The 24,108-nt window shown below is 33.5% G+C and carries 26 protein-coding genes; all 26 read right to left on the reverse strand.

All coding sequences use genetic code 11. From position 1 onward, the window contains the following. Nucleotides 1-7 precede the first annotated feature (7 nt). The 26 genes from ACONDI_RS07300 to ACONDI_RS07425 all read right to left on the reverse strand — a co-directional run bounded on the left by ACONDI_RS07300 (nt 8) and on the right by ACONDI_RS07425 (nt 24,082). Complete coding sequence (locus ACONDI_RS07300; RefSeq protein ID WP_241080808.1) at nt 8-1,345, reverse strand: DUF512 domain-containing protein; 1,338 nt, start codon at nt 1,343-1,345, stop codon at nt 8-10. Between the two features lie 114 nt (nt 1,346-1,459). Beyond that, nucleotides 1,460-1,927, reverse strand: a complete 468-nt coding sequence (locus ACONDI_RS07305) for a DUF3189 family protein (protein WP_241080809.1) — start codon at nt 1,925-1,927, stop codon at nt 1,460-1,462. A gap of 43 nt (nt 1,928-1,970) precedes the next feature. Further along, a complete protein-coding gene (locus ACONDI_RS07310; protein ID WP_241080810.1) occupies nt 1,971-2,162 on the reverse strand; it encodes a capping complex subunit for YIEGIA in 192 nt (63 codons plus the stop codon). 26 nt (nt 2,163-2,188) lie between these two features. Continuing rightward, nucleotides 2,189-3,100 carry a YIEGIA family protein gene (locus tag ACONDI_RS07315; protein ID WP_241080811.1) on the reverse strand — a complete coding sequence of 304 codons (912 nt, stop codon included), beginning with the start codon at nt 3,098-3,100 and terminating at the stop codon, nt 2,189-2,191. Between the two features lie 19 nt (nt 3,101-3,119). Continuing rightward, complete coding sequence (spoIIP, locus tag ACONDI_RS07320; protein WP_241080812.1) at nt 3,120-4,337, reverse strand: stage II sporulation protein P; 1,218 nt, start codon at nt 4,335-4,337, stop codon at nt 3,120-3,122. Continuing rightward, on the reverse strand, nt 4,327-5,094 hold the full coding sequence (locus ACONDI_RS07325; RefSeq protein ID WP_241080813.1) for a DUF1614 domain-containing protein: 768 nt from the start codon (nt 5,092-5,094) through the stop codon (nt 4,327-4,329). The genes spoIIP and ACONDI_RS07325 overlap by 11 nt, the downstream gene beginning before the upstream one ends. Nucleotides 5,095-5,268: 174 nt before the next feature. Further along, the gene (gene fni, locus ACONDI_RS07330) at nt 5,269-6,324 is read right to left on the reverse strand and encodes a type 2 isopentenyl-diphosphate Delta-isomerase (protein ID WP_241080814.1); all 1,056 of its coding nucleotides are present in this window, start codon (nt 6,322-6,324) and stop codon (nt 5,269-5,271) included. A 35-nt stretch (nt 6,325-6,359) separates the two neighbouring features. Next, nucleotides 6,360-8,396: a bifunctional 4-hydroxy-3-methylbut-2-enyl diphosphate reductase/30S ribosomal protein S1 gene (locus ACONDI_RS07335; protein ID WP_241080815.1), complete on the reverse strand. Its 2,037-nt coding sequence runs from the start codon at nt 8,394-8,396 to the stop codon at nt 6,360-6,362. An 18-nt stretch (nt 8,397-8,414) separates the two neighbouring features. Further along, complete coding sequence (locus ACONDI_RS07340; protein ID WP_241080816.1) at nt 8,415-8,999, reverse strand: lysophospholipid acyltransferase family protein; 585 nt, start codon at nt 8,997-8,999, stop codon at nt 8,415-8,417. A 1-nt stretch (nt 9,000) separates the two neighbouring features. After that, nucleotides 9,001-9,696, reverse strand: coding sequence for a (d)CMP kinase (cmk, locus tag ACONDI_RS07345; RefSeq protein WP_241080817.1), 696 nt, complete (start codon nt 9,694-9,696; stop codon nt 9,001-9,003). A 137-nt stretch (nt 9,697-9,833) separates the two neighbouring features. Then, a complete protein-coding gene (gene aroH / locus ACONDI_RS07350; protein WP_241080818.1) occupies nt 9,834-10,202 on the reverse strand; it encodes a chorismate mutase in 369 nt (122 codons plus the stop codon). Between the two features lie 51 nt (nt 10,203-10,253). Then, the gene (locus ACONDI_RS07355; RefSeq protein ID WP_241080819.1) at nt 10,254-10,703 is read right to left on the reverse strand and encodes a hypothetical protein; all 450 of its coding nucleotides are present in this window, start codon (nt 10,701-10,703) and stop codon (nt 10,254-10,256) included. Between the two features lie 84 nt (nt 10,704-10,787). Further along, the gene (locus tag ACONDI_RS07360) at nt 10,788-11,504 is read right to left on the reverse strand and encodes a pseudouridine synthase (RefSeq protein WP_241080820.1); all 717 of its coding nucleotides are present in this window, start codon (nt 11,502-11,504) and stop codon (nt 10,788-10,790) included. Between the two features lie 16 nt (nt 11,505-11,520). After that, a complete protein-coding gene (locus ACONDI_RS07365) occupies nt 11,521-12,222 on the reverse strand; it encodes an NAD(P)-binding domain-containing protein (protein WP_241080821.1) in 702 nt (233 codons plus the stop codon). 50 nt (nt 12,223-12,272) lie between these two features. Beyond that, nucleotides 12,273-13,637 carry a hypothetical protein gene (locus ACONDI_RS07370; protein ID WP_241080822.1) on the reverse strand — a complete coding sequence of 455 codons (1,365 nt, stop codon included), beginning with the start codon at nt 13,635-13,637 and terminating at the stop codon, nt 12,273-12,275. A 54-nt stretch (nt 13,638-13,691) separates the two neighbouring features. Beyond that, nucleotides 13,692-14,156 (reverse strand): RidA family protein, encoded by a 465-nt coding sequence (locus ACONDI_RS07375; protein WP_241080823.1) that lies wholly within the window; start codon nt 14,154-14,156, stop codon nt 13,692-13,694. 318 nt (nt 14,157-14,474) lie between these two features. Beyond that, nucleotides 14,475-15,008: a spore maturation protein gene (locus ACONDI_RS07380; RefSeq protein ID WP_241080824.1), complete on the reverse strand. Its 534-nt coding sequence runs from the start codon at nt 15,006-15,008 to the stop codon at nt 14,475-14,477. A 37-nt stretch (nt 15,009-15,045) separates the two neighbouring features. Next, nucleotides 15,046-15,624, reverse strand: a complete 579-nt coding sequence (locus ACONDI_RS07385) for a nucleoside recognition domain-containing protein (protein WP_241080825.1) — start codon at nt 15,622-15,624, stop codon at nt 15,046-15,048. Nucleotides 15,625-15,921: 297 nt separating this feature from the next. Next, a complete protein-coding gene (locus ACONDI_RS07390) occupies nt 15,922-17,049 on the reverse strand; it encodes a D-alanyl-D-alanine carboxypeptidase family protein (RefSeq protein ID WP_338086488.1) in 1,128 nt (375 codons plus the stop codon). Between the two features lie 84 nt (nt 17,050-17,133). Further along, nucleotides 17,134-17,586, reverse strand: a complete 453-nt coding sequence (gene ytfJ / locus ACONDI_RS07395) for a GerW family sporulation protein (RefSeq protein ID WP_241080826.1) — start codon at nt 17,584-17,586, stop codon at nt 17,134-17,136. Continuing rightward, nucleotides 17,559-18,188 carry a DUF2953 domain-containing protein gene (locus ACONDI_RS07400; protein WP_241080827.1) on the reverse strand — a complete coding sequence of 210 codons (630 nt, stop codon included), beginning with the start codon at nt 18,186-18,188 and terminating at the stop codon, nt 17,559-17,561. The genes ytfJ and ACONDI_RS07400 overlap by 28 nt, the downstream gene beginning before the upstream one ends. A 168-nt stretch (nt 18,189-18,356) precedes the next feature. Beyond that, nucleotides 18,357-18,893: an SMC-Scp complex subunit ScpB gene (scpB, locus tag ACONDI_RS07405; protein ID WP_241080828.1), complete on the reverse strand. Its 537-nt coding sequence runs from the start codon at nt 18,891-18,893 to the stop codon at nt 18,357-18,359. Nucleotides 18,894-18,909: 16 nt separating this feature from the next. Beyond that, a complete protein-coding gene (locus tag ACONDI_RS07410) occupies nt 18,910-19,695 on the reverse strand; it encodes a segregation and condensation protein A (protein ID WP_241080829.1) in 786 nt (261 codons plus the stop codon). Nucleotides 19,696-19,713: 18 nt separating this feature from the next. Further along, nucleotides 19,714-20,697 (reverse strand): tryptophan--tRNA ligase, encoded by a 984-nt coding sequence (gene trpS, locus ACONDI_RS07415; protein WP_241080830.1) that lies wholly within the window; start codon nt 20,695-20,697, stop codon nt 19,714-19,716. A 39-nt stretch (nt 20,698-20,736) separates the two neighbouring features. Continuing rightward, nucleotides 20,737-21,429 carry a site-2 protease family protein gene (locus ACONDI_RS07420; RefSeq protein ID WP_241080831.1) on the reverse strand — a complete coding sequence of 231 codons (693 nt, stop codon included), beginning with the start codon at nt 21,427-21,429 and terminating at the stop codon, nt 20,737-20,739. Continuing rightward, on the reverse strand, nt 21,422-24,082 hold the full coding sequence (locus ACONDI_RS07425; protein ID WP_241080832.1) for a CBS domain-containing protein: 2,661 nt from the start codon (nt 24,080-24,082) through the stop codon (nt 21,422-21,424). The genes ACONDI_RS07420 and ACONDI_RS07425 overlap by 8 nt, the downstream gene beginning before the upstream one ends. Nucleotides 24,083-24,108: the final 26 nt, after the last annotated feature.

The following is a 24,108-nucleotide window of genomic DNA, read 5'->3' on the forward strand; positions in this document are numbered from 1 at the left end:
GTCCATCTTAATATATCAAATCACTCAAGTTTTTAACAAATTCTTCTCCATGTACCGGAACTTTTATAACATTAGTTCTTAAAGAACTTTCTATATCTTCTATGGTTACATCATCAAGAAAAACATTTCCCTCATCCTTTAACATAACTTCTGGTACAAACAAATACTTACCAATATTTTTACCCTGAAGCTGGTTGATTATATCTCTTCCGGCTATAAGACCGCTAACTGTAACATTCTCCCCAAAATAATTATTAACAATACCATAAACATTAATATTCACATCTAAGTAATTATCTGTAATATAATTTACCATTTTGCTTAAATAAGGTTTTGAAGATACCCCTGTAACTAAACTTCCAATCGTAGGCGTACCCAAATATGACTTTTTAGTATTATCTATATCAATTTTATCCAATGCACCATAAACCTCATTTTCGAACTTTCTAATAAGACCAACTCCATTTTCAAGTTGTGAAAAATATTCGTATTCCTCAACAGATGGAAGTTCTTCGCCAGCTAATATATAAAATTCATCAGCCAAAAAAGCAAACCTTGTATTAATATTTATCTTACTTTTTTCTTGAAAGCTGTGAACCTGATCGATTAGTTCTTTAGCCTTATCTTTATCAACTGGATTAATACGATAGAGTTTCTCCCTATGGGCTGTTAATCCTACAGGAACAATTGCAACATTTTTAAATTCTGGCCATAATTTATACAGGTCATTTAAAGTTTTAGAAAGCTCATTACCATCATTAATACCAGGGCATAAAACTATCTGCCCATACATTTCAATACCTGATTCTTTTAATAAGTTCAACTGCTCATATATTAGACCAGCATTTTTATTGTTCATCATTTCTTTTCTTAATTCACTATTTGTACTGTGAACAGAGATATATAAAGGCGAAATCTTATATTCAATTATCCTATTTGTCTCTTCTTTATCTAAATTAGTTAAAGTAATATAATTACCTGATAATAAACTTAACCTATAGTCATCATCTTTAAAATATAAAGATTCTCTTAAGCCCGGCGGCATTTGATCAACAAAACAAAAGATACACTTGTTTTTGCACTTTTTTAGTTCTGACATGATAGGGAGTTCGAATTCAACTCCCAAATATTCATAAAAGTCTTTTTCTATTTCAATTAACCAATTTTCATTATTTTCCTTCTTTTTGACTAGAAGTTCTAAGTAATCATCATTTACATGATAATAATAATCAAGTATATCACTTAAGTAGTTATCATTTATTTTAATGATTTTGTCCCCTGGCACAAGACCTATTTCATCTGCAATACCTGTGGGATAGACTTTCTTTACTGTGTGTTCTTTCATAATTTCACTTCCTCACTTATTTTTAAACACTATAACATGTGAATACACTTATGCAGTTAGAATCAATTGTAATTAATATCACTTTTTTGATTATCCTACAAAGGTTTGTAATCGTCAAGATTTTGTCTTAGTTAGATTTTCTTTTACTTGATCTACAAAATTAACAATTTTATAAAAATTTGACCTACTCCCATATATAACCAGAGGACGTCCTAAGCTTATTAACCCCAAATGTCTGCTCAAAAAACCACCTATTCTAATACTAAATGTTACTAGGCCTAATGTATTAATAAAATAAATTTCCTCGGTTTGTAAGTTATAAATTTTCAAGATATCTTTCAAAGCTTTTTTTACTATAGAAGCACATTTTTTCATACCACAGGAATATATTTCATTTCCTAATTCGTCCATGCCAACAAAATGAATTTTACCATAATCCTTTGGAGAAACATCATCAAAATATTTTAATTCATTTATTTCTTTATTATCTGGTAATTTTTCTTTATTAAGTTTGCCAACATGTATAGAAGCAGCCAGAATTGAAGTGTGAGTTCCTCCGTAACAGTGATATATTATTTTCATTTGATATATCCTTTCTAGCTTGTACACCGGCTAATTATAGATACTAATGCTTAACTATAACATAGATTCCATTCCCTATATAATGAACTACCCCTTGTAATATTTTCCCTAGTCTTTCAGCTATTTCTTCAGCATTTAGCTCATTTTCTGCTCTAAAAATCGGGATAGCTCCTGTGATGCTTTCTTTTTTATAAGTTACTGCTGCCTTTAACTCAGGAGATTCAAGTTTTTTCAATGCTTTTCCCCTTTTCATTCCATCTTTTACTTTGATTGAATATTTTTCTCTGCTGCCCTTTTACCCGGTCTAGAGCTTAAAGGTTTCCTAATCGAACTTTCTAGAACAGGAACATACTTAATTGCTTCGATAAGATTTTCCATATCTCTTTCAATAGGGACTATTACCATTCCTAGCTGGCCTGTTTTTAAATCTCTTCTTATAAGTGGTGTAAACTGCGGAGTATCCACATCTTTGTATATTCCTAGCATTCCTGCAGCATCATGAGAAATTGCTAACCTCTGACCTCTGTTTGTTAAAGTCGCCCTTGAGTTGTCATTTTTAGGTTCAATAATCACACCTAAACCTTTTTCTCTGATAATCTCTCTATGTTGTGGATGACCAATATTCATTAAAAAAACATCATCAACATAAAGATCCGAATTAAGAAAGTTAATTTCTCCGCCTTTTATTTCTGCAATATCACCAACTTTACGACCTCTCATAAAGATTTTATTAGCAGGAATTATAAAAAACAGACCAAGTACTGATAATAATAAGTTATTAGTAAAATACACCACTCCACTAGTAAATAACGCAACTAAAATCGCAAGATAATTTCTTGCCTCAAATATTCTTGCAATAGCTTCTATGTACTCAAGACCCCTGGGTACCATCTCTGACTCTTCAATATTTTGGAGGGTTTCTCTCTCCATACTTCTAATCTCTCTAAATTGTTGAGCCGCCAAAGCCAAAAAAGTAGCTGCTGTATATTCTTCACTAGCAAGGGCAGGTATTGCTACACCTCCAAGAAAAGAAGCAATAAAACCAAGGGAGAGATGTGTTATGATACCATGGGGATAGGAGGGGTATATTCTATAATCAGACCTTAACATTATACCCCTGATAATAGTACCAACTACAATTCCTGCAACCATGGAGGCAAAATTTATATTCATTAGAACCTACCCCATTCTTTTATTCATTTTTATCTTTATCTTCTTTATTTTCATCTTCACCTTGATTTTTATCGCGATTTGAATTTTGGGGACCTAAGAAATTTGAAAACTCTTTTGTAAAAAAATGTTTTAATCTTTCTTTTACCTGGTCTAAATTTTTATAGTTTATTGCCAAGAAAATTCCAACCGCTATAATCAATAGCCCAATTATCCATACTACCGACCGAGCTACTCTTCCAGCAACACCGCCTTCGCCATCTACTATTTGATCTGCTGGTCCTGCACCTGCCCCTTCTTCTCCACCGTATAAAGTTTCATTCAGCACACCAGCAAATAATGAGGCAGAAGCCTGTGCACTTTCCCTGGTGTTTTCATGTCCTCCAAGTTCTATTAAAATATTTCGTGGATGTAAGTCTTGATTGTAGCTTCCATCAGCATATAATATACCCTTAATAAAACCATCATACATCTCATCTCCTGTTGCTTTAATACTTTCTGCAAAAGCTTTGTTCTCTTCAAAGTTAGGCTGCTGCTGTCCTACCACCAATAGTGTGTGAACTACTTCATCAAAACCTAAATCTACTTTATACTCTTCTCGTGGAGCCGCATCCCTGTGGATATCAATTAAAGCATCAGGATTCTGCTGCATTAATTCTTCTACAGTCCTTCTTGATCTTGAATAAGCTCCTGCATCATGAGGGACATGGGTCTCGTCACTCCATATTGCATTAATATTTCTTCCCTCTAGGCTGTCTCTTAGAGTCATCCCAACCTGGATTATACCTCCACCTTCATCTATGCTTTCTTCACCATCACTTGGCACATAGCTTTCTGCACCATGGGAATGATAAAGCCCAATTGTTCTTTCATCATTTTGAAGTGCTTTTCTTGCTTCAAGGCTTTCATCAGCCGTCACTTTTGCTTCCGTGGCGTCTAAATCAACTTCCTCTACAAACTCTGCCCTTGCTACATCGTCTTCAATATCTACAACTTTATATAGTTCATTATCCTGATTCAAATATTTGTTTCCTGTATTTAATATTCTTCCGGTTTTCATAAGTATATCATCGTCTTCATCTACCATCTTGTAATATCCATCTGTTCTTTCATAGAGACCTTCTTCATTAATTTCATCATTTTCTTCTGCCCAAACACCTTTTGGCAAAAACATTGAAGCTATTATAAAGAAAACCAAACAAATATAGCCAGTTTTTAAAAACAAATTTTTACTCGTCATGGTGATCACTCTCCCTGGCTTTAGATTCACTTTCTTCTTTATCTTCTTTTATTTTGTCCAATTTTGCTTTTTCGTTTACAGATACATATAACTCTTTACCAAACTCGGTTTGGGTCAAATTTTTCTTTAATGAAACTGGCCTGTCTTTTTTTGGGCCTCCTTCTATTCTTTCGCGAATTTCCCCTACGGTTTCTGCTAGTAAGACAGCAACCACTCCGGACAAAATCACTGCATCAAATATTCCTGCTCCTCCTATAATTGTTGTACCTCTAACTCCCTGGGCCAATACTTCCAATCTAGTGTAAAGATCACTCAAAACTATTCCCATTATCCCTGCAACAAATGCAGAGCGCCTAGACCTACCAGCAAGATACGCTACTATCCCTGCAATCAAACCAAGTAATAAAGTTGGATCAATTATACCTCCATAAGTTGGTTCCAAAGGAACTAATCTCATAACACCAACTACCAAAATAGCAGTTACAATTGACGCAATAATCGCTCTCCATCTTTCCATCCAAGTCCCTGCCTTACTTATTAAATAAATAGCTAAAGCAATGGGAATAATTGCACCACCAATATTTATTGCAAAATTATCACCAAGGGGTATATCAGGCAAATAACTCCCTATTAAAATTGCAGCAATAAATATCAGTGCAGTTGTATCAGTTAATCCCATTCTGTCCAAAACTCTTTGAAACACTCCAAAAAATACTAAAGCAGAAACAACTAATAAAATCACTAAACCTACTGGCATTATTATCACCTCTTTAAGTTATGTGGCATTTTTATAATGTTTCATGCCAGTAGAATTTATACTTAAAAACAAAAATAAAATTGAATAGTTCATTGTTGATATTTATTGTGATATGAGAGGCACCAACAATGAACTATAACAGAGCAAAAATTTTAGAAATATAAAAAACGCGCCTTAAAGCGCGTCATTTCTCACTGTATAACATTTGGTATTAATTCCTCTTTCTCTGGCAAAATTATTTAACTCACCTTCTATAACTGCTGAAACTTTAGTCAATTCATCTGTTTCTTTAACTCCTGCCAAAAGATAATAATATTTCAACTGTAAAAGCCAGGAACTTAACTCTTTTATTAAAGCTTCTCTTCCATTTTTCATCAATATTCTTAAAGGGTAACCCGCAATAGCAATAGCTTTGGCACCTAAAACCATCGCCTTAAAAGCATCTAATGATGAAGCTATCCCTCCAGAAGCAATAGTATCTTTTGGATTCACAGCTAAAACTTCTAATAATGATTTGGGGGTTGGAATTCCCCATCCTTCTAAATCATAAAAATAATCTTCTTTTCTTCTACTATTCTCTATTTCTATAAAATTAGTCCCACCGTAGCCTCCAATATCTATAGCAGAAACACCAAGATCAATCAACTTTTTAGCTTCTCTACCCGCTATTCCCTGACCAACTTCTTTAACAATAACAGGTACTGATAGTGAATCAACAATGTCACTTATATTTTTTAAATAGCCTTTAAATTTTTTATCTCCTTCCGCCATCACCAGTTCTTGAGCAAAGTTTAGATGGATTTGTATCGCATCTGCATCAATCATCTTAACAGCCTCTTTGGCATCATCGGGGCTAGCATATGCACCCAGGTTTGCAAAAATTATACCCTCAGGGTTAACTTCTCTAACAACTTCAAAGGTATAACTTACGCTCGAATCTTCTAAAGCAGCTTTTTGACTACCTACAGCCATAGAAAAGCCTAATTCCCGAGCTACCAAAGCAAGGTTTTGATTTATCCAGTAACTACTTTTGTTACCACCAGTGATCGCATTGAAAATAAATGGTGTTTCTAGTTGTATATTAGCTACTCTAGTCTTATAACATATCTCGTCAAGATCTATCTCTGAGATAGAGTTCCCTAAAATCTGAACATCTTTAAAAACATTTTTGTTATCCCTTTGTTCCAGTGCCAGCTGTAAGTGCTCTGTCTTCCTTTCTTTTCTACTCATATAAAACCTCACCAACAAGTCATTATTTTCCCATACTATTTATCATCATCTTCTTTAAATTCTTTCAAAACATTTCCAAAAACTTCTCCTAATTTTACACTTCCATCGTCTTCTTCGATCTTGTCTTCATCTGCTTTGTTATTCTTTTGTTCTTTAGGTTCATTTTTTTCTAGTGGATTTACCTCTTTTAAACTTAAGCTAACTCTTTTTTGTTCTAAATTAATATCCAAAATCTTTACTTTAATCTTATCGCCTTCTTTAACTACATCTTCTGTTTTTGCAACGTGTTCATGGGCTAGTTGAGATATATGACAAAGTCCTTCTACTCCAGACATCACTTCAATAAAAGCACCAAAATCAACTGTTCTTGTAACTTTACCTTCTACAATATCGCCTGGGTTAAATTCTTCTGAAACTTTTTCCCAGGGATCTGGCATAGCTTTTTTCAGGCTAAGTGCAATTTTTTCTTTTTCCTTATCCACATTTAAAACTTTAACTTTTACTTTGTCTCCAACCTGTAATACATCTGTAGGATGTTCAACCCTGTCAAAGGAGATCTCAGAAATATGACAAAGACCATCAATGCCACCTACATCTATAAAAGCTCCAAAGTCTGTTACTCTTTTTACTTCTCCTTCAATAATAGAATCTTCTTCAATTTTGTCCAAAACTTCGCGCTTTTTTTGTTCATACTCTTCATCTAGCACATCTTTATGACTTAAAAGCACCTTATTTCTCGATCTGTCCAGTTCAATCACCTTTAATCTCAAAGTCTTCCCAACATACTGGCTCAAGTCAGGCACATAAAACCTTTCAACTAAAGAGGCCGGTATAAAACCCCTCAAACCATTTAAATAAACAATCAAACCTCCCTTTACTTCTTCAACAACTTCCGATTCAATAATTTCTCCATTTTCATAAATCTTTTCAAGCCATTCCCATACTTTTTCTTTTTCTACTAGTTTTTTAGATATGATAACAGTTTCCTCTTCCTCTTCACCCTCATCTCTTGAAGTTTCAATTTTTAATATTTTGGCTTCTATTTTTTCGCCTTCATTAAAGATATCATTTAAACTTTCATCAGGTTTAGTATAAACTTCAGAATGGGGTAGGATAGCTTCTTTTTTGTGACCAATATCTACAAATGCTTTAGTATCTAGTATTTTGACAATCTCACCATCTACAAGCTGGTCTTTTTCAAAGCTATTATTTTCAAGCTTGTCTTTAGCTTGTTCATTTTGATACTCACTCATTTTGTCAATAACCTCCTTTATTATCCAATCCGGTGTTGATGCTCCTGCAGTAAGTCCAATTTTATTGCTATTTATAAACCACTTTGGATTTATGTCATTAGCTTTCTCAATATGGTAAGTTTGGACACCTTCTTTTAAAGATAATTCTTTTAATTTTCGTGTGTTAGAACTGTTATACCCACCAATTACAATCATTATATCAACTTCTCTAGCTAGTATTCTTGCAGATTCTTGCCTTACAGAGGTTGCATCACAAATTGTTTCATTGACTTGAATAGCAGGGTTTTTATCTTTTAAGGCACTTACAATTTGGTTAAAATCAAATTTTCTAAATGTTGTTTGACACACTATAGCGGATTTGTTTCTCACCTTAATCCATTTAGCTATTTCCTTATGATTAATAATTATTCCCTTTTTGTATGTCCATTTATGTATAGCACTTACCTCCGGATGATTTGGGTCGCCAATAATAAATACTTGGTAGCCTTTATTATATAATTCATTCGCTTTCTTTTGTACTTTTTTTACAAAAGGACATGTAGCATCAATGATTTCGATATTCTTTTCTTTTGCCTCTCTAAAAACTTCCGGGCCTACTCCATGGCTTCTTATCACTAAACTGCTCCCTGGTTCTAGATCATCTATCTCTTCTATTGTTTTAACACCTTTTGATTTTAGGTCATCTACCACCTGTTTATTATGTACAAGAGGACCATAAGTGAAAACTGTATTATCGTTTTCTACCTGATTATATGTTTTGTCTAGTGCACTTTTTACCCCCTGACAAAACCCGGCCTTCTCAGCAATTATCACCTCCACTACAGTACCACCTCTAATCTATAAATCTTCATAAATTGAAGCCATTATCTCCTCTGTAAATCCCAAAATTGGGTCATTAAATTTATTTTCATATTCTTTTTTATCATATACCATAGGCTTGTGCGCTATAACCCTGACTTTACTAAAAGGCTTGTATTCACCTTGAATAGTTATTGGATATACCATAGCTTTACTTTTTGCAGCTATAAATCCCACTCCTTTTAGCGGTTTTATGTCTTTTCTTCTTTCTTTATTTCTTGTACCTTCGGGAAAAAGACCAAAAACTCCTCCTTCTTTTAGTCTTCTAAGTGCATCTTTAATAGCTTTTCTATCTCCCTGACCTCTTCTAACCGGTAAAGCACCTAATTTTCTAATTATTATATTTAAGAGCGGAATCTTAAAAAGTTCTTCTTTTGCCATAAAAGAAACCCTTGGATTAACAATACAACCTAATACAATAGGATCAAAAACACTAGTATGATTCGAACATAATATTGCAGGTCCTTTTGTTGGCAGATACTCTTTGCCTTCTATTTCAATTCTAAAAAAAAATTTTATTAATACCCTCAATATAAACTGCACAACACGGTAGAATAAACCCATTTTAACCACCCTGTACTTTTTCTTTATATCTTTGGTTTACAATATCAACAATCTTATTTACAACTTCGTTCAACGAAAGATCTGTAGTGTCAACTTCTACTGCGTCTTTTGCTTTCTTTAGTGCACCAACCTCTCTATTTTTATCTTTATTATCTCTATCTTCTATTTCTTTTTTTAAATCACCAAATTCTATTTCATATCCCTTTTCCTTTAGCTCATTAAGACGCCTTTTTGCCCTTTCTTCTATAGATGCAGTCAAAAAAATCTTCATATCCGCATCTGGAAAAACATAAGTGCCTATATCTCTGCCTTCCAAAATACATTCTTTGCCTTTAGCTAGTTCTCTTTGCTTATCTACCATATAATATCTCACACTTATATCATTTGCCACATAAGAAACGGCCTGGGATATCTCAGGCCGGCGAACTTCTTCGGTTATATCCTTACCATCCAAAAAAAGTTCACTATTGCCTTTAGAGTCTGTTTTTATATCAATATCAAAATCATTTATTAATTCTTTAAGGCTGTCACTATCTTCAAGGTTTATATTCTTTTGCAAAGCAAACCAAGCAAGCGCTCTATACATAGCACCTGTATCTAAATAATTAAATTTCAATCTAAAAGCAGACATTTTGGCAACAGTACTTTTACCAGCACCCGCTGGCCCATCTATAGCTACTATAAACCCGGTTTGCATTTTATTTGCCACCTCCAAAAAACAACTATGTCAAACGCCTATGTCATATGTCATTTGACTCATCCCGATTTCGACATTTACACAAATTTATCCTGCAACTTAACTAACATTTTAACTTCGATACTGGTGCAAAAAGTCTATTCAAGGTCAGGCCTTAGCTTTTTAGCTTCTTTTAGATATATATGTTTAACCTCTTTATCCTCGTTATTATCATGAAAATGAATTAACACCCTAATGCATGAATTCATAGCACCGACAATTTCAAGTTCTCTTGCACACAACAAAGGAACACTTGTCCATCCCATGAGCCTTGCAGCTTTAGCCGGAAAATCTGCATCCAAATCACTTGTCGAGGTAAAAAAAGCACTTATTAACTGACTTTCATCTTTTATATTATTCTGTTTACAAATTTCTGTCAAAAGCTCTTTCGTACTTTCAGAAATAGCTTCTATAGTGTTTTCATCAACAGTAGTTGCACCTCTAACAGCATAAACACGTCCTTGCATTTGATTAGGCACCTCCCAGAGACAACAGCTCTTCTCCCTAAAAAATTACTATTATGATTCCATTTGTTTTCTCAGTTTATCTATTTGTTTATGAAGTTCTTCATTTATTTTTATAAAAAACCTCTCTAAACCAATCTTGCTGAAATTGGCAGATTCTGGATCATAAACTTCTATTTTTCTTAATTCAGGCTTTAAAATAAACGGTAAGATAGATTCACACGAGTCAGCTGATACAACAATTTCAACAGGAGCATAGGCAGCTTCTTCGTTATAAACTTCTTCGAAAATAGTATAAGGTTCTTTTTGTTCAATATTTTCTATTTCAACGCCCTGCATAGGAATGTTTTCCCATACCATCAGCTGCTTTTCCCTTGCTTCCTCTGCAACTTCAATGGAATCTTTCCCACCAAAAAAGAATTTAGCAGGCTTTGCTAATCCTAAAAAATCCAGGCGAAGCTTACACCTCAAAACTTTTTCACCTTCTCTTCTTTCTTCCATCATTTTTAGTCACCATCCAAAGTTGTATAATTATTGCAGTCAAACGACATTATTTCCAAAATTATTCACCTAAATTCGTTATCACCACTATTTTAAGTTTATCAATTTTTTTAATTTATTCAACTCATTTTTTGTTAACTGTCTAAATTTCCCCTCAGGTAATCCTTTTAGATACAAATTCCCAAGCCTTGTCCTAACTAAATCAACTACTGGATATCCTACTTCTTTAAACATTCGTCTTACCTGTCTCTTTCGTCCTTCACCAAGAACCATTTCTATTAGAGTTTCGTCATTTTTTACCGTTAACAATTCGACTTTTAAAGGTTTTGCAAATCCATCTTCTAGCATAATGCCATCTGATAGTGTATTAACAACACTTTGTGGTATTTTTCCTTTAACCATTACCTTATATGTCTTATTTACTTTATATCTAGGATGGGTTAATCTATGTGCTAATTTCCCATCATTAGTTAACATCAAAAGGCCACGTGAATTAAGATCAAGTCTACCCACCGGATAAATTCTTTTGTCTGTATCTACAAGTTCTAAAACAGTAGGCCTGTTTTTTTCATCCTTAACAGTTGTAACATATCCTTTTGGTTTGTTAAGAATATAATAAACATTTTCAAATTCTATTTTAATTTCATCTCCGTCAACATAAACTCTATCAGTATCCGGATTAATCTTTGTGCCAAGTTCAGTTATAATTTCATTGTTTACTTTTACTCTTTTAGATGTAATAAGTTCTTCTGCCTTTCTTCTTGACGCAACACCTGCGTGAGCTATGAACTTTTGTAACCGCAAAGCACATTTCATCCCTTCATCTTAAAGTTTCTTTTTTTAGTTGGGTAATAACCTTCTCTAAGAATGGCCCTATATTTCCCATTGAATAAGTTTTAACTGTTCCCGCTACAACATTATTCAAAAAAGCATTATACATTTCATCGTCTAATTCTATGTTATTTTCATCAAGCCTTTTTTCTATACGAAGTACCGTTCTAATTGCTTCAATAGCTCCGATCTTATTTATTTTGGAAACATCTTTTTCATCACCCTTAATAGCATAGCCAAGGTTAGAAAAGAGATTTACGCTTTTTTCTACTAACTTTTCATTATGGCCATCCAAAACAATCCCAGGTTTTTCACCTTTTTCTATCTCATAAGCATTCCCAATAATTTTGGCAGCCACAATACTTTCCTTAGACAACTCTGACTTAAGTTCTGTCAAATAAACTTCAGTAGCAGTATTAATCACCCACTGATCTTTCTTTAATACTTTTTTTAGTGTCCTAGCCACATCTAAGGTTACCTCTGAAGGAAGTGTAAGAATAACAACATCAGTATTACTAATTTCTTTTATATCATTTGTCGGCTCAATTTTGCCGTAATAATCATATTCTCTACAAAAATTTTCAGCTTTTTCTTTGTCTTGGTGATAAGCTAAAATTTCTTTTTGAGCGAGCAGAAGATATTTTGCAATCTGCGATCCTAATCTGCCAATACCTATCAGTCCAATTTTCATAGATATTCCTCCTTTTATCATTACAATAATTTTACCACGAATCTTTATAATCACGTCAACATCAAAATAACACTAGTTATTGTAGCAATAGTTAGCCCTATTAATACAGGGAAAAAATTTTCTTTTGCAAGCTGGGCAGGGTCAACATTTAAAAGTCCAGCAGTTGTTAAAAGGCCAAAAGACCATGATATAATCGTACCACCCCCGCACCAAACAGACCCCATTTGCCCTATTGCTATTAATGGCTCAACAGGAAGTCCAGTGCCTTCAGCAAGGGCTTTTGCTAAGTTTGCCGTCAATGAAAGACCAGAAAAACCCGAACCATCTAGTCCCGATACAATCCCAACAAACATGTTCGCAAAAGCTAAAAATATAGGATGTGAAGGAATTATATCCATGTAATACTTTGCTATGTCTAAAAGAATCGGAGAAGCTGTTTCACCTAAAATCATCTCGCCTTTACCAGACCCCAAAAAGAAAAATCCCGCAATAGGGATCACCGGACTAAAAATTTTTATAGCAAAAACAAAACCTTTTTTCAAATACTCTGCTGCAAACTTAACAGTATCTTTTTCTCTATTAAAACAAGAAGCCAGAAAAACTAAAGAAATTGCGAGGCCACCAAGAAGAGAGGAGGCTTCCTCACCTTTTAAATCATATTTAGCTAATAGAAAGATTGTGAATAAAAATGAAATCATTACTAAAGCTGCCATAATTTTACCGCTTAAATAATTGTTATCTGTTTTTGATGGACCATCACTAATTTCTTTTAATGTTTTAAAGTCTTTAACTTCTAATCTATCATTCAATCTAAAATAAGAAGTTGTAATGGCAATTATTCCTGTTACAAGAGATAGTACTAATACTTCCTGATTTATCGCTCCCCGCTCAAGGCCCGCTGCTTTTTCACTCAGCCCTGATGTTGCCTGCAGGATAAAATCTCCACTTAAAGCCATACCATGACCTAAGAGGTTAATGCTTACAGCAGCTGCCAGGGGAGATAATCCTGATTTAATTGCAGCAGGAGCTAATACAGATGCAACAAGAGCAGTGGCAGGAGTTGGCCAAAATACAAGAGACAAAAAGTACATCATTAACCCAAGAACCCAAAATGATATTTTAGGGTTAATGAAAAATATTTTAAATGGCGCCACCATATAATTGTCAGCATTCACAGATTTTAACGCTTCCAACAATGCTACCATTACACTTATAAGTATAACAATATCAAATAGTTCTTTTCCTGTAACAACCATTGAAAAGAAAACTGTCTGCAAACCACCAATAACTGAAAACTCATGAAATATTAATCCAATAAAAAAAGTTCCACTAATTGTAACAAAAATTATCTGCTTCTTAAGTAATAAAAATATAAACACTGCTATTACAGTAAGTAAATAAGCATAGTGTACCAAACCGAGGCTCACCTGTGGATTAATGAAATGGCGCCCCCCTCCCAGTTTATATTATTAATCTCTCACCTCTACAATCATCTCAACTTCTACTGCAGAGTTTAATGGAAGTTCATTCACTCCTACAGCAGACCTTACATGTTTACCCTTGTCATAAAATATTTCTCCTAGCAGCTCACTTGCTCCATTCAACACTTTGGGCTGCTCATTAAAATTATCTGAACTGCTAACATATCCAGTTACTTTTACAATCTTTTTAATCCGTTTTAAGTCACCTACTTCATCCTTGATAACACTTAAACAGTTTAACACACACAATTTTGCTGCTTCATAACCCTGTTCTAAGGTTAAATCTTGACCAACTTTTCCTTCATATTTCAACTTATTTCCTTCAAGGGCTATCTGTCCCGCTGTAAAAACTAAATTTCCACTTCTAATGACAGGAATATAACTTGCTACTGGTTTTGGTGGCTCAGGTAATGTGTAATTTAATTCTTTTAATCTTTTTTCAATAGTTCCCATAATCATGTTCCCTCCTAGAAATTCAACTATTGATTCTGGTACAAAAAGTTTATTCACATAAGTATAATATTTTTAATTGATACATCTAAGATTTGTCAGCAGTTGAAATAAGGCTACCTAATCGAGAACTCCTCCTGAGTTCAATTAGCTAATGACCTCCTGTCATTAGACCTTATTTCTCCTGCTTTCTCATCAAGATGTATTGCAATTAAAAACAAAATTTTGTTCATATGACTTTTTGTACCAGAATCAACTATTATGGTTTATTTATAATACCATAATTTAGTTTTTGTTTGCATTATTTTTATATATATTTTGTTAACCAAAAACCAGTGTACAAATTATCAACGCTGAAACAAAGCCGGTTAAGTCACCGATCAATCCGATGGCAAGGGCATGTCGAGATTTCTTTATCCCTACGGAGCCAAAATACACTGTCAAAACGTAAAATGTAGTATCAGTACTTCCCTGCATTGTAGAAGCTAATCTGCCAACAAAAGAATCCGGTCCATGGGTTTGAAAGATCTCAGTCATCATAGCAAAAGTACTAGAGCCTGAAATTGGCCGCATCAAAGCCATTGGTATAATATCAGAGGGAATATAAAATGCTGTCAGGATAGGTTCAATGAATGACAAAATAAATTCCATGGCACCACTTGCTCTAAAAATACCTAGCGCACACATCATTGCTACTAGAAAAGGAATTAGTTTTATAGAAGTATCAAATCCATCCTTTGCACCCTCAACAAAGGTATCAAACACATCTACATTTTTGATTTGACCATAAATTAGAGTCACAACTATTAAAAAGGGTATTGCCCATTTAGAAATTAGTGTAACCAAATCAGTCATTTAAAGGCTCCCCTCAAAATATTTTCTTTAATTTTATTTATTTGCTAAACTTTCTAGCAACTTTATCAGCAGAAATGGCCGCAATTGCAGAACAAAGTGTAGCGATAAGAGTAGTCCCAACAATTTCTGTTGGTTCTTGACTACCTGCCGCAGCTCTTATTCCTAAAACTGTCGTCGGAATCAAAGTAATACTTGATGTATTAATCGCCAAAAACGTACACATAGAATCTGTTGCTCTATCTTTTTTATCATTTAACTCCTGTAAGTTTTGCATTGCTTTAATTCCAAAAGGAGTTGCCGCATTGCCCATTCCAAGAAGATTTGCACTCATATTCATAAGTATAGCATTCATAGCTGGATGGTCTTTTGGTACATCAGGAAAAAGAAATTTAGCTATTGGGGTTAATATCTTATTTATAACCCTGATTAGGCCTGACTTCTCAATTATTTTCATTATTCCTAACCAAAAGCTCATAATACTAATAAGCCCTATCGAAAGGTTGACCGCTTCATCTGCAGAATTAAATAAAGCGTTTGTTACATCATCAATATTTCCATTAAAAAGGGAAAATAAAATACCACCAACTATAAAGAATAGCCAGATATAGTTAACCAAAAGATTTCCCCCTCTCCCCCGTCACTCATACCATAAGTAAATTTTGATTCAACTACAAAAAGTCATATGAACAAAGTTTTGTTTTTGAAAGTTTTGTTTTTGATTGCAATACATCTTGATTAAAAAGCAGGAAAAATACGGCCTAATGACGCCGATGTCATTAGCTTATTGAATCAGGAGGAGTTCATAAATTAGGAAGCCGTATTTCGACTACTGGCGAATCTTAGATGTATCAATTAAAAACGCTATACTTATGTGAATAGACTTTTTCAATTGAATCAATATCTAATTAAATAATTATCTTCCGAAGAAACTTAAAATCCTGTTCCAAAAACCTTTGACTTCTATATCATTTTCAGCAACTAGTTTAACTTCTGATACTTTTTGTCCATCGATAGTTACCTCTAAATTTCCAATATAATCTTCAGTATAAATTGGAGCTTCAATATTTTCCTTTGGCTTCAGTATATAGCTAATTTTACTTTTTTCTCTTTCACGTAAAGGTAGTGTAACTTTGTCTTTTGTAATCAATCTTACTTTCTCTTTTTCATTGCCATCTACTTGAAGTTCTTCTATGTGCTGTCCTTCTTCAAATAATGTAACTTGATTATATTCAGAAAAACCCCAATCCAGAATCTTACTGGCATCTTCATACATTTTAGGTGCATTTAGCAATGTTCCTACTAGTCTAGTACCGTCTTTTGATGCAGAAAAAACAAGACACCTTCCAGCTTTTTCTGTCCAACCTGTCTTAACCCCATCTGTACCTGGGTATTTGCCAAAAAGCTTATTTGTATTTCTCAAAAATCTAAAACGAACTTCTTCATCAGGACCAGGAATAATCTTTCTTTTTGTTGCTACTACCCTAGAAAAGACAGGATCTGTTAAGGCTTCTTCTGTAATCTTTAGTAGGTCTTTAGCAGTAGTAAAATGATTTTTGGCCGGAAGGCCATGAGGGTTTTGAAATTTTGTTGAGGTTGCACCTAGCTCCCTTGCTTTTTCATTCATTAACCTATTAAAATTCTGTATGTCACCTGCAATATGTTCAGCTATAGCATGAGCCGCATCATTTCCAGATTCTAAAATAAGACCGTACAACATTTCCTCCATTAATAATTCTTCATCTTCTTGTAAGTAAATCGAAGAGCCTACCACTTCTGAAGCCTCTTTACTAGCGGTCACTTTAGAATCTAACTCTTCATTTTCTAAAGCTAATAGGCCGGTCATGACTTTAGTTGTACTCGCCATAGGAAGTTCTTTGTCAGGATTTTTGACATAGATTATTCGACCTGAGTCTAATTCTAAAAGTGCTGCTCCATCTGCAGAAATTTCAGGGGTGGCTTTTAAAGATTGTGGGTAAACAAAGCTAATAAATATTATTAAAATTAGTATAGTAAAGTAACTTGTTAACCTTTTAATTTTTATCCACCTCTAATTTCAAATCTTATATTATCCGTACACAATATATGATTATTGCCCGACCAAAAAAAATATGCCTCAAGGCTTTAGTTAACCTTGAGGCTGATTAAATGGAGAGCTTCCCTGCTGGTTTTGCTGATTTTGTTGGTTTTGCTGGTTCTTAGCATTTTGCATCATGGTTTTTAGTTGTTCAACAAGCTGTGGAGCATAGTCTACAATTTTATCTAGTATTTGGTGATCATCAACCGTCATTAGTCTAACTTGCTCATTGTTAACAACCAAAAAGGCAACTGGCTGAACTGAAACTCCTGCTCCACTTCCACCGCCAAATGGTAAAGACTGCTGATTATTTTGACTTGAGGATGTTGATGAGTTAAATTCACTACCTCCTGCACAGAAACCAAAATTCACTCTAGATATAGGAATAATAACACTTCCATCAGGTGTTTCTACAGGATTACCCACAATGGTATTTACCTCAACCATTTGTTTAATGCTTTCCATTGCTGTTTTCATTAAGCCCTGGATGGGATGATTATCCATTTTTTAATCCTCCTTCTTATCAAGTTAAATATTTGTCTAATAGTAATTAATGTTAAATGAACCAACCTAAATTGAATTTTGCAGCTTAGCTCTATTTCAAATTTATACTGATTATAAAATGGTTTGATAGTAATATTTTCTTTATAATCATTACTGGCTGATATATTATTTGTTATTGGTTTCATTATTCCCATTATGCTATAAATAAAACCCATTGCTATTGCAGTTGACGAAGCATTTTTTAAGCCAATAAAGAATTTTAAATATAGTTTGTGCAAAATAATAGAATTTATAAACTGCATCATAGATTGTTTAAGCATTTCAAACGAAATATTTGATTTTTTCTTTTTTGATTTATTTTTAGATTTTATTTTTTGTCTGATATTACTAAATTTTTGTCTTAGGCTTATAATTTTATGTAATATCTTTTGAATTCTTTTTGTATCTAGGGTTATTTTTATTATTCCAAACAAAGTAGTTATAATTATTTTGAAATTCCAGCTAGTATCTTGACAAGCATAGAAATCTACCTCAACATAGATTGGCATTAACTGTATAGTCAAATAAATTGTCAGCACAGCCATAACATAATATATAATCAAAAATACCACCTCATCATTTATTATTTTCGTCACGAGGAAATTATATCCACATAAAACAAAAAAACCCGGTAAATTTTTTACCAGGTTAGTAATTCATAATCTTAAGATGTATCAATTGTAAACATTTCACTTATGTGAATAGACTTTTTGTGGCGGAATCACATTATTTTATCCTTTTGATATTTCCTCAATCTCTTCTGGTTTGGGTAAATCTTTTGTAGAGTTTAGGCCAAAGTGTTCTAAAAATTTTTTTGTCACCCCAAACAAAATTGGTTTTCCAGCAACATCTTTTCTCCCAACTGTGTTAATCAAATCTTTTTTTAATAATGAGTTGATTACTCCATCAACTTTTACACCTCTTATTTCTTCAATTTCAATTTTTGTTACTGGTTCTTTGTATGCAATTATTGCAAGGGTTTCTAGTGCAGCTTTACTTAATTTATTTTTCTTGCTATCTTTCTCATATAGCCTGTCCATATAAGGAGCTAACGTAGACTTAGTAACTAGCTGGTAACCACCGGCAACCTCAATAATTTGAAGTCCTCTATTATCGTCATTACTAAAATCATCATTTAAGTCTTTTATTACTTCTCTAATTACAGCAATATCTTTTTGTAATATCTTTGAAATCTCATTTAAAGTAACAGGCTCTGCCTTCGTAAACAAAATCCCCTCAATTATAGCTTTCAGTTTTGAGGCTTGCAAATTACATCCTCCTAATTTAACCTATATTTATAACACCCTCATAGTTAAGCTTTATCCAAATTGGTGCAAATACACCTTCTTGGATAACATCTAATCTGGCTTCTTTAATCAAATCCAAAAGAGCTAAAAAGCTTACTACAAGCTCCTCACACGTAGTGCTATTTTGATTCATCAAATCCTGAAAAATCATTTCCTTATTTTGAGAAGACTCTAAGCTCTCTAGTATAAAACTTTTCTTTTCTTTTACAGTTACATTTATTCTATTATTTTTTATTTTTTCAAGCTCGTCCTTAACGTTATCCTGCCTGGTTTTTCTTTCTACTACATTATTAAAAGCTTCAAGTAAATTTATAACGTTTAAGTTCTCAAAATAATCCTCTGAAGAATCTGTTTGATTTATTTGCTTATTTAGATATTCATCAACGCTTGACACTTTCTTATAGAGTTTACTTTGTTCATTTTCTTTTATCTCCAAATTCTTTGCTATATTCTTATAAAAACGATACTCTACTAGTCTTTTTATTAGCTCTTCACGAGGATCTTCTTCTTCATCTTCTTCATTATCTTTAGGAGGAGAAGGCAGCAGCATCTTAGACTTAATTTCCATTAAATTTGCAGCCATTACTAAAAATTCACTGGCAATCTCTAGATCCATCTGTTTCCACTCTTCAATGTATTCAAAATATTCTTCGGTAATCTCTGATATGGGAATATCATAAATATTAATCTCTCTTTTCTTAACTAAATGGCATAGAAGATCTAAGGGACCTTCAAAAGCATACAAATTAACTTTATAGCTCAAGTCAAAGCACCCTCACAATTAAAATTTAACATATTCTTTAATCTCATCTATGGTTTGTCTTGCAACTTCACCGGCCTTTTTAGCTCCATCATTTAATACCTCATCTACAATTGACGGATTTTCTTCTAATTTTCTTCTCTTTTCTGCTATAGGTTCTAAGAAGTCTCTCATTACCTCTGCAAGACTCATCTTACACTGAACACAACCGATGCTGCCTTCCCTGCACTTGGAGGCAAAATTTTCGAACTCATTTTCATTAAAGATAGTATGAAATGTATATACTGTACATACTTCAGGATCTCCAAGGTCATCTTTTCTTACCCTCTGGGGATCTGTAACCATCATTTTTACTTTTTCTTTAATTTCATCTTCATAAGCTCCTAAAGGTATGGTATTGCCATAACTTTTACTCATTTTGCGGCCATCTACCCCCGGCAAAAGCGTCACCTTATTTAGAAGGGTTTGTGGTTCTGGGAAAATCTCTCCGTATAGATGATTAAACCTTCTTGCTATTTCCCTTGTCAGTTCGATATGTGGTGCCTGATCTTCGCCCACGGGTACTTTGTTAGCTTTATATAACAAAATATCAGCAGCTTGAAGTACAGGATAGCCTAAAAACCCATAAGTAGATATTTCTCTTTCGTTCATCTCCTTGAGCTGTTCTTTGTATGTGGGATTTCTTTCTAACCACCCAAGAGGAGTTATCATTGAAAGCATTAAGTGAAGTTCGGCATGCTCTTTTACATCAGACTGACGAAAAATTACGTTATTTTCGGGGTCAAGCCCAGCACTTAACCAGTCTATTACCATCTCTCTAACATTATCTCTTAAATTTGAAGTATCTTCATAACCAGTTGTCAGCGCATGCCAGTCCACTACGGAAAAGAAACATTTGTGGTCTTTTTGTAATTTAATCCAATTATCAAGAGCTCCAACCAAGTTTCCTAACTGTAGTTTACCAGTTGGTCTCATTCCGCTAAAAATTATACCTTTTTGTTCCATTATTTTTTAAACCTCCTATAGTTCTTAGATATTATTTTGTCATAAAAAATTAAATAAATTAAATGGTAAATACATAAGTTCCATTATTCTATTAGCAAGGGGAACTAAAACATTTCCTATAACACCAGTAAATAAAAGCAGGATTAATATTATAAATCCATACTGATTAAAAAAATCAATAATATTTTCGTGTTCTCTTGGCAAAAGTCCTCTAAGAATTTTGGACCCGTCAAGGGGTGGAATAGGTAACAGATTAAAAATCGCAAGATAAACATTAAGAATTATTATCCAACTCAATACAAAAAGTCCTACACTTTCTTGAATTACAGGTGGGTTTAATGGACTTTGCGGATTTATAATCATCATAAAAGTTGTTGGCGTTATGTTCATAAAAAATCTAATAAAAAAATCCGTAAAGCCAATAAATACAAAAGCCATTACCAGATTACTAAGGGGTCCGGCTAAAGCAACATATAGAAGCCCCTGCTTCATTGGCATATCCCTTCTAAAATTAACAGGATTTACTGGAACAGGCTTTGCCCAACCAAAACCAACAAACCATAACATTATAAGTCCAATAGGATCAAGATGACTTACTGGATTAAGGGTAAGTCTTCCGTGCATTTTTGCAGTACCATCTCCTAGATAATAAGCTACCCTACCGTGAGAATACTCATGCACTGTAAGTGCAATTAATAAAGCAGGTATCCTAAATAAAAGGTCATCACCCATTTTTTGCTTCTCCTTTCTTAGAAAAGAAATCCATTACAAATTCTATCTCTTCATCGACTGAATTTACAAGTCCATCAAGCCGTGCTTTTCTGACTTGTTCTAATACTTCTTTGTATATTGGTCCAGGTTCAATGCCTAAGGATTTTAAGTCTTCTCCTGTTATTTCTATACCTATTCCCTGTAATTCATCCATATAATGATAGATGTTTTCCCGTATTTGAAAAGAATCATTTTCGGCTAAAATATACAAAACGGTCTCAAGGGGAAGCCCTTCCATAATTTCTGCTAATTCACTATTCTTAATATCTTTTTGTTTAAGTTTATTTGAAATTTCAGGTGTTTTTTTAAGAGTCTCAAATATTACCTCCCTAACTTTTTTTGCAATTTTAATTCTCTCAAAATAGGAATCTATTAAAGAAAAAGACTGACCAAAAAACAACACAGAAAAAACAACAGCTTCTTTGCTAATAGAATAACTAAAGTTTTTGCGTTTGCTGTTATACCATTTAATTACATCTTCTACATTATATAGCATTTTTACTTTTTTATCATCTAATCTAACACCAGGAAAAATATTATTTAATATACCCAGGTTATCTATTCTACGAATTGCCTCAGGATAGTTAGGTTCATGAAAAACAAGCCTCAATTCTTCATGCAGCTTTTCTCCTGGCAGTTTTTCTATCACCCCTGTTTCTACAGCATTTTTGATAAAAAGAAGTGTCTGCTCTTCAATTATAAATCCTAATCTGGTCTCAAACCTTATTGCTCTAAATATTCTTGTTGGATCTTCCACAAAGCTCAGGTTATAAAGAACCCGTATATGTCTTTTCTTTAAATCTTCCCTACCATTAAAGAAGTCTAACAATTTGCCAAAAGATGAAATGTTAAGTTCTACAGCCATTGTATTAATAGTAAAATCCCTACGATATAAATCTTGTTTTATTGTACTCTTTTCAACTTCAGGAGCAGCAGCCGGAAAGGCATAAAACTCAATCCTTGCAGTTGCAAAATCTATCCTCAGACCCTGAGGAAGAGTTAGGGTGGCTGTCTGAAATTGAGGAAAAGTTTTGAGTTCACCATTCAAATAATTAGCGAGTATTTTGGAAAGGGAAATAGCATCCTTTTCTACTACTAAGTCTAGGTCTATATTGTTTTTGCCAAGTAAAAGATCTCTAACAAATCCTCCAACTCCATAAACTTTATAGCCTTCCTTCTCAGCTTTTTGACCAATTAAATAAAGTAACCCAACAACTCTTTCAGGTAATCTCTCATTAATTAATTCTTTAATATCTTCTTTTTCTTCATCTACTTCTTTTAAATACAGATTCTCTTTTTCTTCTGCCTTTTCACTCAAGCCATGCTGAATCCTTAGTAGATCAGACCTTGTAACAATACCAACTAACCTACCTGCTGAATTGAGAACAGGTAGTCTACCCACATTTTTATTAACTAGCAAATGCTGTATTTCTCTCAAAGGAGTTTCGGGTGTTATAGTAACAACTTTTTGTGACATGTAACCTTTTACAGGTGCATGTCCAAGCCCATGGTGCTGTGCTTTTTCTACATCTCTTCTTGATATTACACCAACAAGTTTATTTTCGTTTTCATCATTAACTATAGGCAAACCACTATGACCATAACGCATCATAGTTTTACCAGCTTCCTCAACAGTAATATCCATCGAAATTGTCTTAACAGGCTTTGACATAATAGTTTCTGCATTTATATGAACAGGCAAATGCCAGTTAAGTAACTCTATAATTCGACCCTTGATCTCTTTAATATCAGTACCATGGTTATCAATTGTTGCTGAAGCTGCCTGATCGTGACCCTTACCATCAAAATGTTCAATAACCCTTCTAACATTTAACTCCTTTCTCCTACTTCTAGAAACTATATGAATTTTATTTTTTAAATTTACAATAATAAAAAACATATCAACATTTTCTATTTCCATTAACTTATGTATCAGTATTGCAAGACCTGCTATGAATTCCTCTCTCTGGGCTATCGATATTCCTATTTTATAATCATTAATATTATAGTTTTCAGTATTAATAAGAAGCTCTTCTAGCAAATCTCTTTGTTCTTTTTCAAGGGTATCAGTAACATACTCTCTTATTAATTTTAAATCAGCACCACATCTTAGAAGATAACCAACAGCCTCTATATCACGATATGTAGTGGTATCAAAAGTCATAATCCCTGTATCAGCATATATTCCAAGAGCAAGAATCCCTGCCTCTAATGAACTTAATTCTATATTTTTTTCTTTTATTTCCTCAGTAATCAATGTACAGGTAGCACCAACTGTATCCACTACCTGATAAGTAGGGGCTCTATCAAGGTCAAAGTGGGGGTGATGATCAAAAAGAATTAAATTATTCGCCTTTTCTATTATTTCTTTTACAAAACTAAGCCGGTTAATATCCCTTGTATCAACAATAATTAAATTATTAATACTACCCGGATCAAAAGTTATTTTTTCAATAAAAGGAAATGTATCCTTATAAAGTGCCAAAAAAGCTTTAACATTATTACTAATTTGTTCAGGTAAAAGCAGCTTGCTATCAGGATACAGTTTATAAGCTCCAATCATGGCAGCAAGACCATCAAAGTCTAGATTGTTATGAGAAGATATAAGATCCATAATAACCCCCCTTACTTCTGTAACAT

Origin of the sequence: Natranaerofaba carboxydovora (assembly GCF_022539405.1) — a bacterium.
Classification (GTDB): domain Bacteria; phylum Bacillota; class Natranaerobiia; order Natranaerobiales; family Natranaerofabaceae; genus Natranaerofaba; species Natranaerofaba carboxydovora.

Excerpts from the sequence above, each read along its gene's own strand:
- ACONDI_RS07420 (WP_241080831.1), bottom strand. The coding sequence starts at position 21,429 with ATGGGTGATGACCTTTTATTTAGGATACCTGCTTTATTAATTGCACTT.
- spoIIP (WP_241080812.1), bottom strand. The coding sequence starts at position 4,337 with ATGACGAGTAAAAATTTGTTTTTAAAAACTGGCTATATTTGTTTGGTT.
- ACONDI_RS07305 (WP_241080809.1), bottom strand. The coding sequence starts at position 1,927 with ATGAAAATAATATATCACTGTTACGGAGGAACTCACACTTCAATTCTG.
- ACONDI_RS07425 (WP_241080832.1), bottom strand. The coding sequence starts at position 24,082 with ATGGATCTTATATCTTCTCATAACAATCTAGACTTTGATGGTCTTGCT.
- ACONDI_RS07355 (WP_241080819.1), bottom strand. The coding sequence starts at position 10,703 with ATGATGGAAGAAAGAAGAGAAGGTGAAAAAGTTTTGAGGTGTAAGCTT.
- ACONDI_RS07315 (WP_241080811.1), bottom strand. The coding sequence starts at position 3,100 with ATGAATATAAATTTTGCCTCCATGGTTGCAGGAATTGTAGTTGGTACT.
- trpS (WP_241080830.1), bottom strand. The coding sequence starts at position 20,697 with ATGGAACAAAAAGGTATAATTTTTAGCGGAATGAGACCAACTGGTAAA.
- ACONDI_RS07365 (WP_241080821.1), bottom strand. The coding sequence starts at position 12,222 with ATGAAAATTGGACTGATAGGTATTGGCAGATTAGGATCGCAGATTGCA.
- cmk (WP_241080817.1), bottom strand. The coding sequence starts at position 9,696 with ATGCAAACCGGGTTTATAGTAGCTATAGATGGGCCAGCGGGTGCTGGT.
- ytfJ (WP_241080826.1), bottom strand. The coding sequence starts at position 17,586 with ATGGATAATCATCCCATCCAGGGCTTAATGAAAACAGCAATGGAAAGC.
- ACONDI_RS07340 (WP_241080816.1), bottom strand. The coding sequence starts at position 8,999 with ATGGGTTTATTCTACCGTGTTGTGCAGTTTATATTGAGGGTATTAATA.
- aroH (WP_241080818.1), bottom strand. The coding sequence starts at position 10,202 with ATGCAAGGACGTGTTTATGCTGTTAGAGGTGCAACTACTGTTGATGAA.
- ACONDI_RS07380 (WP_241080824.1), bottom strand. The coding sequence starts at position 15,008 with ATGACTGATTTGGTTACACTAATTTCTAAATGGGCAATACCCTTTTTA.
- ACONDI_RS07325 (WP_241080813.1), bottom strand. The coding sequence starts at position 5,094 with ATGCCAGTAGGTTTAGTGATTTTATTAGTTGTTTCTGCTTTAGTATTT.
- ACONDI_RS07300 (WP_241080808.1), bottom strand. The coding sequence starts at position 1,345 with ATGAAAGAACACACAGTAAAGAAAGTCTATCCCACAGGTATTGCAGAT.
- ACONDI_RS07375 (WP_241080823.1), bottom strand. The coding sequence starts at position 14,156 with ATGGGAACTATTGAAAAAAGATTAAAAGAATTAAATTACACATTACCT.
- fni (WP_241080814.1), bottom strand. The coding sequence starts at position 6,324 with ATGAGTAGAAAAGAAAGGAAGACAGAGCACTTACAGCTGGCACTGGAA.